Below are 16,759 nucleotides of genomic sequence, written 5' to 3' on the forward strand. Positions count from 1 at the left end.
GTCCGACCTCTCCACCGGTTTTTTTCCTTTTCTATCTTTCGAATCAGTAAACCATCGTCCCAGAATGAAAGCAGTTTTGCGAACCCGTATCTATGAAGAAGAACAAAAATCTCAATTCGAGTTTCCGGCTGGAAGAGCGGAGACCAAGAGCGATTGCGGGAATTATAAGTTTTCCTTTAAACTAGTCAAATCCCAGGGCAAATCGACATACGCTCCCGTTTTAGAATGGATAGCGGAAAGAAGACCTCCCGCAGGTCTGGAACTTTTGACCCTGGAATGGGAACTTCCTTCTCATGGAATCAAAGAAGGTAGGATCTTTAGACATGGATACCAGTCCTGGAGCCTTTCCGCTTCCGAAAATTTAGAAGACGCGGATATTTCTCCTAAATTAGGATTTTTACAATTCTCCCAAGAAAATATTTATTCAGAACATGAAGGAGAAGAAGGTAACTGGATCTCGGAAGCCTATGTTATCTTATTACCTAAGAACGAAGATCCCAAATTTTTTGCAGGAGCAGTTTCCAAAGGAGAAGAAGGAGTAAAGTTTAAAATACTGACTTCTACTTCTTCCAAAAAAGCAGGAGAGAATTTTTTCAGCGGAGATATTCGAGTGGTATACGATTTTTATCGCTTCGAAGATTTTAAAGGAAATAAACTACCCCTCACACAGATCCGTATTTCCAAGTTCGCGGGAGACGAAGCGATCTTTATCAAAAATTATTTTTCGGAACTTGCAAAAAATCTAAAAGTAAAACTTCCGGAAACTCAAGTGCCTACGGGTTGGTGTTCTTGGTATCATTACTATACTAAAATTTCGGAAAAGATCATTTTACAAAACTTAAAAGAACTTAGATCCAAAAATTTAGGATTAAAAGTTTTCCAAATAGACGACGGTTACCAAGCGGAGATCGGAGACTGGTTAGAAACAAACGATCGTTTTCCAGGCGGAATGGGTCTACTCGCAGAAGCGATCCGTTCCGAAAAATTACTCCCAGGGATATGGCTTGCCCCGTTCTTAGTTCGTAAAAAATCCAAATTTTTCCAAAAATTCCCCGAAGCGGTTTTAAAAGACAGGGATGGGAATCCGGTCCCTGCACTTTGGAATCCGAATTGGGGAGTGGATTATACTTATTGTTTAGATGTAACGCATCCAGCCTCCAAGGAATTTATAGCCACGGTTTTCAAAACCATCGTAAAAGAATACGGATACAAATACCTAAAATTAGACTTCTTGTATTCGGCATTATTGCCTGGCTGGACTTACGATCGTAACCTATCACCTCATACTCGTTATGCGGAAGCCATAAAATTCATTCGAAAAGTGGTCGGAAAAGATATATTCATTCTGGGTTGTGGAGCACCAATGCTTCCTTCTATCGGACTATTCGATGCGATGAGAATTTCCTGCGATGTGGCGCCTTTCTGGTACAGAGAAAAATCCAGGATCTTAGTAAAGGATCGAAACGGACTCTGCACCGAAAGAGCTCTTATCAACGATATTACCAGAGCTTCTATGCACAGAACGCTTTGGCTGAACGATCCGGATTGTCTTTTGGTCCGCAAAAAGAAAAACAGCATGACCGAAGCACAAACTAAGATTATGGCAAGCATCATGTCCGTCTCCGGAGGAATGTTATTCGTTTCGGACGATCTATCTCTGGTTAACGAAGATCGTTTGGAATTATTACAAAAAAGTTTGGCGCTCCAATCCAAGTGTAGGAGTAAAACTCCTCTTCCTGTGGGACTCGGGACTGAGTTTTTCCCGAACGCTCTCTACAATCCTTCCGGCTATTTAGGGATTTGGAATCCAAGCGACGAGAAAAAAGAGATATCTCTTTCCTTATTCTTCCCTTGGGACAAAAAGAATTCCATAGATTATTGGACCGGAAAAAAACCTGAGTCTTTGGAAATAGATTCCCGTAAAAAAATTCTCAAAATTGAAATGGAACCTTGGTCCACGGTGGTCCTACATTCCGGAAAACAAAGTTGACTCTTACTGAATTCAGGAAGAGAATAGGCGCGAACGTGTCAGAAACTTTCTTCCAAGATTCGGAAGAGCAAAGGCGAGGTACATCGATGAAATTTTTTCACAAAATTCTGGGAGCGGGTTTCCTAACATTCGGGATCCTACTCTCCCAAAATTGTTTTATAGATTCCATTTCAAATTCACTTTCTAAATCTTCGGATTCACTACAAAGTATTTCCAATGCTGTGGTATCCGTAGTTTCTTCCGTTTCCTCCTCTTCCAAGGACGAGGCTGCGGAAAAAAAAGGATATAAAAGAGATGTGGAAAATCTTACCGCTTTCTATCTACAGACCGGATCCACTCGTTCTTCCGAATTCGAATCCGATCTCGCGGAACTCGCTTCTAAAAACGGAGTGATCAACTGGAAAAATTCGGAGAGCACTTATGTTTCCATCGGAAGAGGACTCAAAAAAGCCGGAGTTAGCGAAGAAGGTTTTAAAAACTTTGCTGCTAACGTAAATTTCAAACCGCCAATTGTAAAAGCTTTGGAAAGAGGTTATCTTTCCCTTTAATTTGAGATCGAGTATATATAAGCGGCTCTTTTATAAGAGTCGCTTCTTTCTTCTTTTTTTACTTTTTCCCTTTACCACTCTTCATTCCGAAGATCCATATCTCGATTTCATATATGTGGATGCAAATACTGGACAATCCAGTGGAGGACATTCCGCTCTTAGATTCGATGATACAGTTATTCATTTCCAATACTATCCCGACGAAATATTCAGAGTGGTCCGCGAATCTTACGATAGATTTTCCTATTCCTATAATACCTATTCCAATCGAACGAGCAAGATCGCTCGAGTGGCAATCTCCGAAAGAGATCTGGACAAGATCCGAACTGGTTTTGAAAAATTGGCGCTTATTCAATTCAAGCATATTAAAAATTTGGAATCTATTCGGGCGGACGTACAATTCTTAAAAGAAATCCAAAAACCTGAAAAAAATATCAAGATCAGAACATTCGGTTATTTCAAAAAAGGAGAAGGCCCTAAACCTTCCTCTTTAAAGGAAGAATTAGACTCTATCCTCGGTAAAGGTTGGCTCGGAAAAACTCGGACTCGGATCAAACAGGAATTATACTCGGCAGTCATCGAAGGAAAATTTATATTATTCTCCGAGGCTCCTGCTGTCCAAAACGGGATCTATCCATTTTATAAAGAAGGAGTATCTTCTTGGTTTTTACCGAGATTAGAAAAACTTTCCGTTTTAGAGATCCTGGATGCAGGATACTCTTTAGATCCTGAAACGATATTTCTATCTTCAGGAGTTTCTTTAAGCGAAGAAGAAAAAGCAAAACTTATCTCTCTCAGAGAATCGCTGAAACTTTCCATTATAGAACTAATCCAAGAAGAAAATTCAAACTGGGGTCACGGTATACTCGTCAACCTGGCAAGATTTTTAGTTTTAGAGAAAAGTATCCAAGAACAGAGGCCTTATTTTTTAGTCACTTTCCCTGAATCAGTTTCACAGATCACTCCTACCACATGGTCCAAAGACAAAAAAAGTGTAGAGGCAAGTTCGGATTTATTATTAGAGGCTTCTAAAACGTTTAGAGAAGAAAGGCTAAAATCGGAAAATCTCACCGAGGAAAATTATCTCACCTGGGAAGATCTAGAGAATCGAGACTGGGAATTGAGAACTGGATTAAGCAGAGGAATTTCCATACGAAATACTTTTGATCGACTCTCACCGGATCTTTCCGGAAACTTTGTATTCTCATTTCCGACCCCGGGACCCGAGATTATCTCGGAAAACTTACGACTTTCGAAAAAAGAAGAGTCCATATATTATGAGAACCTAAAACGTTTTTATACTTTCAAACTGATCACTAAAAACTGCACTTCTGAGATTTTCGACTCTTTGGAATTTATTCTAAATGAACAAGAATACCAAAACGTTCTGGGAAATAGAATAGATCCTCATTCTTCTCTCACTTTTATCCCATTTATCGCGTACGATTCGATTAAGGAAAAATGGAAGGTCAAAGAGGAAACCTTGGAACTTTCTCATAGAAAGGCATCTTTGGAAAAAATCTACGGATCGGCCCCCAAGTGGAAGTCTTATCTAAAGGAATCCAATGTTTTCAGTTCCAGCATATATAGGCCCAACCCTGATGATTCCAGTTTCATATTTTTTACGGATGATATAGTTCTACTTAGGCCGATCTATGGGATTGTAAATTTGGGCTGGGGGATCGGAAATTTTGCTGCAGGGATTTTTACCAGTCCGTTCGACAAGGGCAAAAGAGTAACGAACGGACTTCAGTCAGCATTCTTCTCCTTGCCTGAATTATTCTTTTTTAATATTCGAAAAGGCACCTTTCCGGGAGCGAAACCGAATCGATCAGAAAAGAAATTAGAGCCTCAGAAGTAGATAGCTGGAATCATCCCTAAATTCTCTAGTAGGCAAACTTACTTTGCTAAAAGTGCGGATTGCTTCTTGGTAATCTTCTATGCTTAGACCTTTTTTGCGGATATCCTCCAGCTCTTTGAATAGAGGGCTGGAAAGACTGTTTAACAAACCGTCGCTGTATAAGAATAAAACGTCTCCTGATTCGTAAGGAATTTCGTGCGACTCGAATTCAAGAGCGTCCATAATCCCAAGTAGCTGTCCTGACTTTTCATTCAGAAGTTTTTGTCCGGCGGCCTGATACAAAACAGGAAAAGGATGACCTCCCCTGGCATAACAGATCGTCTTTTTTCCAAGATCGATCACTGCAACTGCAGCAGTAAGACTATGAGTCCCGATTTCTTGGGCAAGTTCTAAATTCATTCTTTTTAGAACATGAGAAGGATCCTGGTTCTCCTTATACGCTTCTCTAGCGATACTAGTCATAAGGAGTCCGATGAGTCCAGAAGTCACTCCGTGATCCTCGATATCTCCAAGCAGGACCATTACCTTGTTATCAATTTTAGAAAGAACATAAAAGTCTCCGCTCACAAAGGACGCAGGAGTATTGTCCACCGCCACTTCCAGTGGAGAAATTACCGGAACAGAAAGGATCTTTTTTTGGATTTTAGAGGCAAGCCTCAGATCTCGAAGGATATTTTCGTCCCTTGCTTCCTTCTCCTTTAGCAAAGTATAATAATCCAATGCTCTTTGGACTGCGATACGGACAGTCTGGAGCGAGAACGGTTTTAAAAGAAAATCGGAAGCCTTATGAGTAAGGGAGGTTACTACATTATTTATATCCCTTTCTCCGGTCATCATGATCACTTGGGTGCCAGGATTCAAATTTTTGAAATAAGGTAGGACGTCCAACCCGCTGGTCTTCGGCATATGGATGTCTAAGAATACGATCGGATTGGTCTCTTTTTCGAAATATTCCTTACCCTTCTCCACAGAATCGAAAAAAGTAGAATTGTAACCTAATTTCGAGAGAAGAATTTCCAGAGCTTCTCCTACGTCCCGATCGTCGTCTATGATCAGAATTTCGGGCTTAATCGTAATTGATGTCATCTAATCGATCCTAGAAAATTCCCTGGTCTCGGAAATTCTGGCAACCATAGAATCATACTGTTCGTCAAACAAGGATTTTTCGAGATACGGATTAGTCGCGGACACCATTTCTCCGTAACTCCAAGAGTATACTGCAGAGGTCTGACGATCTAAAATTTTTCCGGAATGGATAGCTCCGGAGAGAGATCTCAGATTTTCTTTTTTAAAACATCTGAGTAGTGCCCTAAATTCCCCCTCTTTTTCCGGAGACAAGTATCTGAAATTTTTATGAAATAGAACTGCGTCGTGAAAATATTCCGGAATATTAAAAGCACCCGCTGCTCCGATTTTTCCCGAAAGTAAGCGGATAAAAGAAGTGATCTCGTTCATTATATTCAGGCCCGGATACTCCTGACCTTCGAATAATTTTTTCTTTTCTCCCAATTTTCCGAGCCTTACGTTTTGACTTAATAGCCAATCTATATATATCATGGGAAAAGATTCGTTTATTTTTTTGAAAAGAAAATCGGAGAACTTCAAACGCATATGCACCAAAGTTTCGTTCTCTTCCGTTTTAATGTAGATACGATTATCCACTTCCGAGATCCCATGGATTTCTAATTTAGTTTCTTGGAATCCCCGGAACTTCAACATTTCGAACATCCCGGATTGTTCCAAAAGTTCCTGCACTTCCTTAGCGGAGAATCTATTGAATAAAGTATCTTCTATCCCTAAATGTGTTTTGAATTCCCTGTTTACGTCGATGAGACCTAATGCCTCCGGATCGATATAACTCTGACCCGATGTGGATTTATCTGAACCGGAAAATATACTCATGTAATTAAATTAAAGAAGCGAAAACCCTGATCGTATTAAAATGGATACGTACAGTGTCATGGAAATTTCTTGCGTAACCGCCTGCAGGCATAACTACCACAGGAATATCCAAAGAATCCGCAAAAGTTTTCACCATCTTATCTCTTGCCTTCAACCCATCAAAAGTAAGCTTAAGATCCCCAAGAGAATCATCCTCGAAAGGATCCGCACCAGCGAAATAATAGATCAGATCCGGTTTGAATTCCTTTCGGATCTTCTCTAGTCCTTGTTCCAAACTTGAAAGATAAGTTTTATCATTAGCCCCTTTATCCAAAGGTACATCCAGATTGGACTTCTCTTTTTTAGGATATAAATCTTCTTGGTGCATGGAAAAAGTCCAAACGGAAGGGTCTCCGTGAAAAATTTTAGCGTTCCCATTCCCTTGGTGAAGATCTAGATCGATAAATAAAACCTTTCGTTCCGGATGTTTTTGCAGATATAGTTTCGCAGCGATTGCGGCGTCGTTCAAATAACAAAAACCTTCCGCACGATCCGGCATACTATGGTGAAAACCGCCGCCGATATGGTACACATATTTATAATTTTCGGTCATCTCTGTCGCAAGAATGGTCCCTCCCACTCCTAAACAAAAACTCCTGACCATGGTTTGGTTGAGGGGAAGTTCCGAATACATGGTCCGGTCCGTATATCGCAAATTCATAAAATCGGAAATGAATTCCGGAGTATGGACTAGGCTTAATTCTTCCTCTCCAACCGGGGCCGGCTGAAGGGCAGGCAAAGAAGAAAGTTTAGGATCTTCCTTGACTTGATTGTATATCATTGCGTATTTACGTGCGGGGAATACGTGGGGACCAAGGTCCATATTGTATTCCGGATGATAAACTAGAGCGAGCCGTTCTAACAGTTGGCGCAATTGGGCGTGCCTTTTTTTTCCCAAGCTTACCCTTCCGTTTCGCCCCGTAAAGAACGAAATAGCATTCTTAAATACGTCCAAATTTTCGGAGGTTCCCATTCATGTTTAGCCCGGAAAAAAAAACCAAAATGGTCTGCACCATCGGCCCTTCTTCCTCAGATGAAAATATTATCACTTCACTTCTCCGAGCCGGAATGGACATCGCGAGAATGAATTTCTCTCACGGCACTCACGAAGTTCACAAAAAAGTTTTCGAAACTTTGCGAAAATGTGAATCCGATTCCGGCGTTCCTTTAGGCATCATGGCGGATCTGCAAGGGCCAAAAATCAGGACCGGAAAACTCCGGGTTCCCCAAATCGAATTGGAAAAGGGAAACAAGATCAGACTTTTACCCGACGCGGAATACTTAGGGGACTCCGAGGCGATCGGCACTACCTACCCTGCCATGATAGAAGATCTTCGTTCGGGAGACAAACTATTAGTAGATGACGGTAAACTCGTACTAGAAGTCGAATCCAAATCAAGCAAAGAAGCTCTTTTAAAAGTTATAATCGGGGGAATTCTAAAAAGCAACAAAGGAATTAATTTACCGGGAACTCCTATCTCTGCGCCCGCACTTTCCGAAAAAGATCTGCAAGATCTTAAGTTTGCGTTAAATTTAGGAGTGGATTACGTCGCATTAAGTTTCGTAAGACGAGCTTCCGACCTAGAACTTGCTAGAGAAATGATGAGAGGGACCCAAACCGGGCTCATCGCCAAAATAGAAAGACCGGAAGCGATCCGCAATATTGACGAAATTTTAGAAGCAGCTGACGGGATCATGATCGCAAGAGGAGATTTAGGAGTAGAAGTGGAAACAGAAAGAGTTCCGGTTTTACAAAAAGAACTCATCTATAAGGCGAACAGAGCAGGCAAACCGGTAATCACCGCCACCCAAATGTTGGAATCCATGGTGGATAATCCAAGACCTACTAGAGCGGAAGCAAGCGATGTCGCAAACGCAGTCATGGATGGAACGGACGCCGTCATGTTATCCGGAGAATCCGCGAGCGGAAAATATCCTGTGGAATCCGCAGAAATGATGGCGAAGATCCTAAGAGAAACGGAAAACTTAGATCGGATTTACGAGATCCATTGGAATTTAAAAAAATCCGAATTAGAAATAGAAAGAGCGGCGCTTGGTTCTGCCGCTAGAGAGATCGCTCATAGTATCAACGCGAAAGCGATCGTGAATTTTACGAGAAGCGGATATTCGGCTCTTATTACTTCAGAGATGAGACCTAAGGTCCCTATTCTTTCCTTTACTCCTTATTTGGCGACTGCAAGAAAAATGAAATTATACCGAGGAGTACAACCTTATGTAATGCCGTTTATGGAAACTTTTTTCGACATGATCCGCTATATGGAGACTAAACTTCCGGAAGATGGAATGCTGACCGCGGGAGATATAGTTGTTATTCTTTCCGGTGCGCCGGGCGGAGAAGCTAAGTCCGTGGACTTTTTACAAATTTATAAAATACGATAAAGTCCAAAAACGGACATATATCAATCCGTGAATCACGATTTTTACTTTTTATTCCGGAAGAAGAGGATAAAGAATCGTTCATGAACAAATATATACTGAGTTGGTTCCTACTTCTTTTTGCCGCGCTGTTGAACGCAGCCATCCGAGAATTGGCTTATAAGGATTTTTTCGAAGAACATCTATCTCACCAGATCTCGGTTTTTACGGGACTTTTGCTTATCTCCATACCGATATTGTATATTTCCAAAAAGTGGCCGTTCAAAGACAAGGTCCAAGCCTTTCAAGTGGGACTTATCTGGTGTTTTATGACGGATCTTTTTGAATTTTTAATGTTCCTTCGGGTTTCCGAAAATCCATATAAGGATTTCCTAAAGGTCCATAATATTTTTGCCGGGGAATTTTGGATACTGATCCTGATCTGGCTAATAATCTGCCCTGTATTGTTTTACAGATCTAATTCCAAGTCGATCAAGATCGATTAAAGAATACGGATCCCAGCTTCGGCAAATTCTTTCAGGACTTCTCTGGAGATCCTTGCCTTTTGGTTTCTTTTTTCCTTAATATGGGTCAGATATCGAAGGGAGAATAATACTCCTCCTTCTTCCAAACCGATATAAACGATAGGCGTCGTTTTACCTAAGCGAACCAGGTAATTCTTAGAGAGTTCTCTCACAGAATAATCGATCTTATGTTGGTCTATCACCGATCCGTTCTTCAGGATACCGTTCAAAATTTTTTCCGCTGCTTCCCAATCGGAACCGTGAGGGATTTTAATCCTAAACTCGTCCCAAACAAATCCTAATTTTTCCTTAACTACATATACTTTATGAAGAATGATCGTATGATTCGGAAGATGTACTAAACGATTCGTGGATTGTTCCGATTTAGGATCCTGGCTTAATTCCATGAGAGTGAATCGATTGATACCTATATTAACCACATCCCCTTTCACACCCTCTATCTCGATCCGATCTCCTACTTCAAAACCGTTACTGCCGTGTATCAACAACCAGCCCACATAATTTAAAGTGATATCCTTTAAGGAGATTACGATACCCGCTCCCGCAAGCCCCATCACAGTAGGAAGATAAGATAGTCCGGAAAAAATTACGGGAAGAAGGGACACTGCTCCCACAACCACGAATAAGATCCTAGTCACTCTTCTGCGATTGTATCTGACAGAATTATCCGCTGGAGGACTGATTCTGTCGAAACTCAAAACGAAAGTTTTATAAACGATCACTAAGGTAAGGATAAAATATACGACAAGAACGAACTCTTCCGTGATGGTTCTTTCCTTCGTATCCAGAAGGGAAATCGGATTTAAGAGTCGTAATATTTCTTCCATGATGAGAGGACCGTTTTTCAATCCATTTTCTTCTGTTTTCTAAACGCAGAAGCAATCTCTTCTAACTCTACAGGAATATCCCAAATCGGATTTCCCGGAGACTGAAGAAGAACGAATCGGACCGAATTCCCCACATTCTTCTTATCATGAAGAGTATGTTTTGCAACTTGAGCGGATTTACTCATATCATGATATGGGAGATCGTATGCTTTCAGTATTTTTTTCAAACCTTCCACCCAAGAGGTATCAAGCCCCTGTTTTTCTGTGGAAAGTATAATCGCGGTCAATAAACCGATGGAAACGGCTTCTCCATGCGAATATCTTCTGTAATTGGTAAGAGATTCGATTGCGTGAGCGGTAGTATGCCCCAGGTTCAAGACTTTTCTTAGACCAGTTTCTCTTTCGTCTTGTGAAACTATATTAGCTTTATACAAAATAGATCCTACGATCAATTCTAAAAGTTCGGGAGAAGTATGATCGTAGACGGATTTATCGTTCGAACTGATCTTCTCCAGATATTCTCCTCCTGATAAAAGACCGTGCTTTACGATCTCCGCCATTCCACATCTCCATTCTCTTTTAGGCAAAGTAGACAAAGCGATCAGAGGTAAATACACAAACTCAGGTTGATAGAAGGAGCCGATCATGTTCTTTCCAAGATCTGCGTTTACCGCTACCTTTCCGCCCACGGAAGAATCTACGGAAGCAAGCAAAGTTGTGGGGATTTGAGCAAAACGTATCCCTCTTTGGAATGTGGAAGCGATAAATCCCGCAAAGTCTCCGACAACTCCGCCACCCAATGCGAGGATCAAACTTTTACGGTCGGTACCCAATTCTATTAGTTTGTTATAAACTTCAGCAGTGCGGAGAATATGTTTATTTTTCTCTCCGCCTTTGATATAAATTTCGTGATATGGAATTCCAAGATCGGAAAGTTCCGATTCATAAAACTTGGAAAATAGTCCTGCAAGTTTTCTTTCCGTAAGTATAACAATGGAAGAAACAGGATAAAATTTTTTGATCGTTTCTCCTAAACCTCTAAAGTCAGGATGGATCTGGACCTTGTATTCTTTTGAGAATGCTCTAATCTGTACTTCCCGAATAGGATTCATTTATCATATACCCATTGGCTTCGTATAAAGGGAGCCGGTTTATATTTTCCGGAAGAAAGAAAATCCTTAATATCCGGTCTTATATCCATTTCTAAAACCGCGCCCAAAGGAAAATAGCCGAATCCTGTGATCGCCTTCTCTTTCAGATTCACTTCCGGGTCTTGTTTTTTGACTGTGGCCAAGAATACTAACTGAAGAAGGTGACGATTCCCCTTAGGATCGATGGATTCGTTTAAAAACAGAAAATTTGCACTGGTAATATCCAAAGAAAGTTCTTCTTTTAATTCTCTTCTCAGAGCGTCTTCCGCACTTTCTCCGAACTCAATTCCTCCGCCGGGCAGCAACCAATAATAGGCATCCTTCTTTTTTTGCTGTAGGAGTAATATATCTCCCTTACGATTTCGGATCAAAGCGGCCACTCTGACCCTCAAACCTTTCTTTTTAAAAAAGAATTCCATATTAGATTTCGTTAAACCTTGATCTTTAAGGACTTTAATAATTGTTTCGCAGCATCTTGTTCCGCGAACTTTTTGTTCTTTCCTTTACCTTCTGCGGAGAATTTGTCCCGGATCGATACGCTAACATAAAAGGTCTTTTCGTGATCGGGCCCCACCTCTTTTAGTAATCTATAAGAAGGTAGAAGTTTGAATTTTTTTTGGCAAATTTCCTGGAGGACGGATTTATAATCCGTAGCCTCTCTTACCTTATCGGAATTTTTAATGTAATCTATAAGATGTTCGAGTATAAACTTCTCGGCAGCTTCCATTCCTTGGTCTAAATAAATCGCCCCCACCAAGGATTCGAATAGATTCGCACCCAGTTTTTTTTGGGCGCCTCCCTGACCTTCTCCTTTTCCCAATAAAACATAGGAAGTCAGTCCCAATTTTTCACTGAGTCCGTTTAACATTGCGGTGGAAACCAAGGTTGCCTTCTTTCTGGAAAGCTCACCTTCATTTGCAGAAGGATTTGTTCTGTATAAATATTTCGCGACTACGAGTCCGAGAACAGAGTCTCCTAAAAACTCCAATCTTTCGTTGTCTTCTTTGTAACTTGGATTTTCGTTCCTGAAAGAACTATGTACGAATGCGATCTCTAAGTAGGAAGGTTTATTGAATTTTAAACCGAGCTCGGACGCAAGTAGAGAAGGATCCTTTCTAATTTTAGGATCTTTCTTATTTTGATTCTGAATGTATTTTTTTTTTATCAAAGGATTTTGATAAAATGGGAAGGAAAGAAAGACTTCCGAGTTCCCGTAAGAACCCGGAGGTCTAGTCAATTAGGACTTTAGAGTGTCGATGAACTTAATTACGTCTCCGACGGTTTGGATCTTTTCAGCATCCTCATCGGAAATTTCAACGCCAAACTCTTCTTCAAGAGCCATAACGAGTTCAACTGTGTCAAGAGAGTCTGCACCGAGGTCATCAATGAAGTGTGCTTCAGGAGTCACTTCGGACTCATCCACTCCAAGTTGCTCAACGATAATAGACTTAATCTTTTCGAAATCTGCCATTTGTTTCCTCCGTACCACCGAAGTGGTATGTAAGTTTTAGTTAGGTTTAGAATCGGGGATGAATTCATCCACCGATTTTTAAACATTTTTTTCTCAAATGTTTTGGCAAGCGATAACGGATTGGAGACGGGAAAAAAACAGAATATTATCCAAGTTTCTTTTTTATATTTTTCAAAGAAGATGTTCTACAACTTGCGACGGACCGACTCGATGCATCGATAAATCCAGGCAGGTCCTCATATTCAAATAATCGAAAAGTCACATTCCGAATATTAGATCTTGAGACTGTTCTCGATCATTCGTTCGAACGCCGTTCGGATTTATAATTTTTTAGAACATTACAATAATCTTTCCGAGAAAGGTTTAATTAGTTCTGCAAAAAAACAAAAGCCCGGAAAATTCCGGGCTTTCTGCTGATCTATTTCGGATAAGATCCGAATAATTAGGCTTGGACTCCGGGAAGGAATCCCCCGCCGTTCACTTCGATCAATTGTCCCGTAATGAAAGAGGAAAGATCGGAAGCCAAGAACGCAATTGTATTCGCGATATCATCCGGTTGTCCTGCTCTCTTTAAAGGGATCGCTGCCACCATTGCGGTACGGATCTTTTCAGGGATCGCATCCGTCATTTCAGTAGCGATAAATCCCGGAGCGATCGCGTTACAACGGATCTTACGGCCTGCCATTTCCAAAGCGACTGCTTTAGTCAGACCGATCACCCCTGCTTTAGAAGCGGAGTAGTTGGTTTGTCCGATATTTCCGTTCACTCCTGCTATGGAGGAAAGGTTTATAATGGATCCACCGTTCGGATTTTTAGCCATAAATTTTATAGCGGATTGGATACAGTTGAAAGTTCCAGTCAAGTTTACTGCAATTACAGCATCCCACTGTTCCTGTTTCATTCTGAGCATAAGAGTGTCTTTAGTGATACCGGCGTTGTTCACTAGAATGTCAATTGAACCGAAATTATCCACAACAGCTTGGATACCTGCTTGCGCGGATTCTGCATTTGCTACGTTTACAGCGACTCCGATCGCTTTTACACCTGTAGCTTTTGCGATCTCATCCGCAGTAGCTTTACTTGCCTCTTCGTTTAAGTCGGCTATGACAACGTTTGCGCCTGCTTGCGCGAGTTTAAGAGCGGTTGCTTTACCGATTCCGCGGGCAGCCCCGGTTATAATGGCGTTTTTGCCTTTCAAATCGATCATTGGTTTTTTCCTTACCAGATTCTGCGGTTAGCGTATTTTTCGGGCCTGGGGGGTCAAGTGGATTAGAACTTTGCCTTTTCTATATCTTCTTTGATGCGTTGGTTCACGTCCCTTTCGGCACATTCCACCACCACTCGAATCGCGTTTCGGACTGCGTGTGCATTGGAAGAACCATGACCGATCAAACAGGTCCCGTCTACGCCAAGAAGAAGCGCTCCGCCATATTCCGCGTAATCCAATCTTTTCTTGATCGCGGTGAATGTAGGTTTAAGAAGAAGCGCCCCTGTTTGTGCAAGACTAGACTGAGCGATACTTTCTCTGAGAACACTGAATATGGATTTGGAAAGACCTTCGGTTGCTTTCAGGACTATATTTCCTACGAAGCCGTCGCAGACCACAACATCCACGTCCCTTCCTCCACCGTAAAGGTCTCGTCCTTCTACGTTTCCTACAAAATCGATCGGAAGTTTTTTAATATATTCGAAAGCTTTAATTGTGACCGAGTTTCCTTTCTTATCCTCTTCTCCGTTGGATAAGATCCCAACCTTCGGCTTATGGATATTGAAGATGAGCCTGGAATAAATTTCTCCCATGATCGCAAACTGCGCCAAATACTCAGGCTTACAATCCACGTTTGCACCCGCATCTAAAAGAAGTGTAGGAGCTCCCTTCTCTCTCGGGATCGGAGCAGCAATAGGAGGCCTAAGAACGCCTGGAATTCTTCCAAGATACAATAATGCTGAAGCCATAGTGGCGCCAGTATTTCCGGGAGAGAACATTCCAACACAGGTTTTATCAGCGACTAGCTGGGCTGCTTGCACAACGGAAGAATCCTCCATAGCGCGCACTGCAATGGAAGGAGAATCGTTCATGCCGATGATCTCACTGGCGTGAACAATCCTGATCTTGTTTGTATCGTATTCGTATTTGAGGAGAGTCTCGCTGATATCTTCTTCTTTACCAACGAGTATGACGTTTCTGCCGTCTTGATTTACCGCGTTAACGGCACCTTCTACGATCCTGTCAGGACCGTAGTCGCCGCTCATTGCATCGACGGCGACCCACATATTGATTAGTTCTCTTCGCTAGTCTTCCTGACTTTCGGTTCCACCACTACACGGTCTTTATAAAAACCGCAAACAGGGCAGATTCTATGAGGAGGTCTGAAGGAATTACAGTTCGGGCAAGGGACTAGATTCGGTTTGCCGATCGCATGATGGGCCCGTTTCATTCTCACTTTTGATTTAGATTTTCGTCTCTTAGGAACTGCCATTGTTTTTCTCTATAGATAATGTCGATTTACGACTATGTTTTTTTTAAAGCCGGAATTCACAACTGTTTTTCATTTGCGACTAAAAGCAAAGTTTTATAGCTTCGTCGCCTCTACTGGTATTGATCCCAATTCCGGTGTCCGTTCAAAATTTAACTTCGCTTAGCTCAGTTACCCTATCGGGCTTTTTCGCTCCCAACGGGTCGCTCAAAGGATTCCAGGAACTCCCCAACTTCAGCCCGTTTTGTGTATAAGGCGGAGCGATTAAATACCAATCTCGCTGTGGATTCCATAATAACTTCGATCTCTTCCAGATTATTGGCTCTGAGAGTGCCACCTGTGGAGACCAAATCCACGATACAGTCAGACAAACCCACCAAAGGAGCCAGCTCAATACTTCCGTAAAGTTTGATCACCTCGCAGTTGATCCCTTTTTTCAGGAAGAAGTCCTTGGCAATATTCGGATATTTTGTCGCAACACGGACCTTTCTTTCACCGGAACTAAGACTCCAACCTTTCGGCCCCGCCACTGAAAGTCTGCATTTTCCTATGGCCAAATCCAAGGGAAGAAGAAGGTCATATCCTCCTTCCAATAATACGTCCCATCCCACGATACCGGCATCCGCGGAATTCTGTTCCACGTAAGTTGCCACATCCTGGGAACGGACCAATAAAATCCGGATCTTTCCTTTTGGGTCTTTATAGATAAGTTCTTTGGAATCAGGATCGGGACGGCCGGAAAGCCATCCCCTTTCGAGCATGAGTTCTATGCTCTCTTCGGCAAGCCGTCCTTTCGGAAGGGCCAAAGTTAGCATTTAGTTTCCCTGGCTGCTTTTTAGTAGAAGATAAGTGGCTAGTTCTCTAACCGCTTTAAATTCTTCGGAAGGAGAAGCGATGTCTTGGTCTAAAACTTTTTTAAGTAGATCGACTGCTTCTTCTTTTTTGCCGTTTTGAAGTTTCAAACGACCCGCTTGGTATAGGCTCCAAGCATAAAATCCCGAAACATTTTTACGGCTGCTTAAAAGAGAAACGGAAACTCCGTAATCGGATTCAGCTTCCGCGAGTTGGTTTGCACTTTCTCTATAGTTTCCTGCGATATAAAAATAGTAGGCCTTCACTTCCGGAAGTTCGTCTATTTTTTTACCTGCAAATTCCAACTTCTCTGCCGCTTTTTGATATTCTCCGTTTTTAGCATATAGATCTCCCAAAGTTTTGGAAAGTCTGATATCTAAAGAAGGAGAGCTATACATAGAAGCAATAGCTTCATATTTTTTGATCTTATCGGTAATCTCAGTCATCGGAGAAAGAGCCAATTCCTTCTCCAATTTTTCGATGGCGAGAGTTCCTTTTCGGAATTGTTCCGCTCTATACTCGTTCCAGCTAACAACAGTTAGCACAGTTACGAATAAAACACCGACCCCGAATAATACCTGCTTTTTATTTTCTCCAATCTTGGAGAATAAAATCGCAAAAAATCTTTCTGCCCCGGTAAGACCTGGATATGGATCGATATCCGTAATAGATGCGCCGGCTTTAGGTTCGAATCGTTTCATCCAAAACTCCGAGAATCGT

18 protein-coding genes are annotated in these 16,759 nt (G+C 41.7%); 5 read left to right on the plus strand and 13 right to left on the minus strand.

The genetic code is table 11. The annotated features are described in order from the left end of the window. Window positions 1-64 precede the first annotated feature (64 nt). The 3 genes from LEP1GSC185_RS13350 to LEP1GSC185_RS13360 all read left to right on the plus strand — a co-directional run bounded on the left by LEP1GSC185_RS13350 (window position 65) and on the right by LEP1GSC185_RS13360 (window position 4,399). Window positions 65-1,990: a glycoside hydrolase family 36 protein gene (locus tag LEP1GSC185_RS13350; protein ID WP_008595682.1), complete on the plus strand. Its 1,926-nt coding sequence runs from the start codon at window positions 65-67 to the stop codon at window positions 1,988-1,990. Window positions 1,991-2,076: 86 nt separating this feature from the next. After that, entirely contained in the window at window positions 2,077-2,538 is a 462-nt protein-coding gene (locus LEP1GSC185_RS13355; protein WP_008594565.1) for a putative lipoprotein, read from the plus strand. A gap of 115 nt (window positions 2,539-2,653) precedes the next feature. Continuing rightward, window positions 2,654-4,399 carry a hypothetical protein gene (locus LEP1GSC185_RS13360; RefSeq protein ID WP_232298510.1) on the plus strand — a complete coding sequence of 582 codons (1,746 nt, stop codon included), beginning with the start codon at window positions 2,654-2,656 and terminating at the stop codon, window positions 4,397-4,399. On the opposite strand, the gene LEP1GSC185_RS13365 is transcribed toward LEP1GSC185_RS13360, so the two are convergent. Genes LEP1GSC185_RS13365 through LEP1GSC185_RS13375 form a run of 3 tightly spaced genes read right to left on the minus strand, consistent with a single transcriptional unit; the run spans window position 4,382 to window position 7,163 of the window. Further along, on the minus strand, window positions 4,382-5,485 hold the full coding sequence (locus LEP1GSC185_RS13365; RefSeq protein WP_008595620.1) for a SpoIIE family protein phosphatase: 1,104 nt from the start codon (window positions 5,483-5,485) through the stop codon (window positions 4,382-4,384). The genes LEP1GSC185_RS13360 and LEP1GSC185_RS13365 overlap by 18 nt on opposite strands. Then, complete coding sequence (locus tag LEP1GSC185_RS13370) at window positions 5,486-6,301, minus strand: hypothetical protein (protein ID WP_008594084.1); 816 nt, start codon at window positions 6,299-6,301, stop codon at window positions 5,486-5,488. It lies immediately after the preceding gene. Between the two features lie 4 nt (window positions 6,302-6,305). After that, window positions 6,306-7,163 (minus strand): histone deacetylase family protein, encoded by an 858-nt coding sequence (locus LEP1GSC185_RS13375; protein WP_415857743.1) that lies wholly within the window; start codon window positions 7,161-7,163, stop codon window positions 6,306-6,308. 152 nt (window positions 7,164-7,315) lie between these two features. Between LEP1GSC185_RS13375 and pyk the strand changes: the two genes are divergently transcribed. Then, window positions 7,316-8,740: a pyruvate kinase gene (gene pyk, locus LEP1GSC185_RS13380; protein WP_008593523.1), complete on the plus strand. Its 1,425-nt coding sequence runs from the start codon at window positions 7,316-7,318 to the stop codon at window positions 8,738-8,740. An 80-nt stretch (window positions 8,741-8,820) separates the two neighbouring features. Continuing rightward, a complete protein-coding gene (locus LEP1GSC185_RS13385) occupies window positions 8,821-9,222 on the plus strand; it encodes a hypothetical protein (protein ID WP_008594097.1) in 402 nt (133 codons plus the stop codon). Here LEP1GSC185_RS13385 and LEP1GSC185_RS13390 read toward each other — a convergent pair. The 10 genes from LEP1GSC185_RS13390 to LEP1GSC185_RS13435 form a co-directional block, all read right to left on the minus strand. Further along, window positions 9,219-10,088: a mechanosensitive ion channel family protein gene (locus LEP1GSC185_RS13390; protein ID WP_024864027.1), complete on the minus strand. Its 870-nt coding sequence runs from the start codon at window positions 10,086-10,088 to the stop codon at window positions 9,219-9,221. The genes LEP1GSC185_RS13385 and LEP1GSC185_RS13390 overlap by 4 nt on opposite strands. 17 nt (window positions 10,089-10,105) lie before the next feature. Beyond that, window positions 10,106-11,200: a 3-dehydroquinate synthase gene (gene aroB, locus LEP1GSC185_RS13395; protein WP_008595530.1), complete on the minus strand. Its 1,095-nt coding sequence runs from the start codon at window positions 11,198-11,200 to the stop codon at window positions 10,106-10,108. After that, window positions 11,197-11,658: an NUDIX domain-containing protein gene (locus LEP1GSC185_RS13400; protein WP_008594445.1), complete on the minus strand. Its 462-nt coding sequence runs from the start codon at window positions 11,656-11,658 to the stop codon at window positions 11,197-11,199. The genes aroB and LEP1GSC185_RS13400 overlap by 4 nt, the downstream gene beginning before the upstream one ends. A gap of 11 nt (window positions 11,659-11,669) precedes the next feature. Next, window positions 11,670-12,407, minus strand: a complete 738-nt coding sequence (rnc, locus tag LEP1GSC185_RS13405) for a ribonuclease III (RefSeq protein WP_024864026.1) — start codon at window positions 12,405-12,407, stop codon at window positions 11,670-11,672. Window positions 12,408-12,476: 69 nt separating this feature from the next. Then, window positions 12,477-12,710 carry an acyl carrier protein gene (gene acpP / locus LEP1GSC185_RS13410; protein ID WP_008594933.1) on the minus strand — a complete coding sequence of 78 codons (234 nt, stop codon included), beginning with the start codon at window positions 12,708-12,710 and terminating at the stop codon, window positions 12,477-12,479. A 442-nt stretch (window positions 12,711-13,152) separates the two neighbouring features. Next, window positions 13,153-13,917 carry a 3-oxoacyl-ACP reductase FabG gene (gene fabG / locus LEP1GSC185_RS13415; RefSeq protein WP_008595204.1) on the minus strand — a complete coding sequence of 255 codons (765 nt, stop codon included), beginning with the start codon at window positions 13,915-13,917 and terminating at the stop codon, window positions 13,153-13,155. A 62-nt stretch (window positions 13,918-13,979) separates the two neighbouring features. Further along, window positions 13,980-14,984: a phosphate acyltransferase PlsX gene (plsX, locus tag LEP1GSC185_RS13420; RefSeq protein ID WP_008593502.1), complete on the minus strand. Its 1,005-nt coding sequence runs from the start codon at window positions 14,982-14,984 to the stop codon at window positions 13,980-13,982. Window positions 14,985-14,989: 5 nt separating this feature from the next. Beyond that, window positions 14,990-15,190, minus strand: coding sequence for a 50S ribosomal protein L32 (gene rpmF, locus LEP1GSC185_RS13425; RefSeq protein ID WP_008593555.1), 201 nt, complete (start codon window positions 15,188-15,190; stop codon window positions 14,990-14,992). A gap of 173 nt (window positions 15,191-15,363) precedes the next feature. After that, the gene (gene hisG / locus LEP1GSC185_RS13430; RefSeq protein ID WP_008595095.1) at window positions 15,364-16,002 is read right to left on the minus strand and encodes an ATP phosphoribosyltransferase; all 639 of its coding nucleotides are present in this window, start codon (window positions 16,000-16,002) and stop codon (window positions 15,364-15,366) included. Beyond that, on the minus strand, window positions 16,003-16,740 hold the full coding sequence (locus tag LEP1GSC185_RS13435; RefSeq protein WP_008595366.1) for a tetratricopeptide repeat protein: 738 nt from the start codon (window positions 16,738-16,740) through the stop codon (window positions 16,003-16,005). Window positions 16,741-16,759: the final 19 nt, after the last annotated feature.

The sequence above is a fragment of the Leptospira licerasiae serovar Varillal str. VAR 010 genome (genome assembly GCF_000244755.1).
Lineage (GTDB): Bacteria > Spirochaetota > Leptospiria > Leptospirales > Leptospiraceae > Leptospira_B > Leptospira_B licerasiae.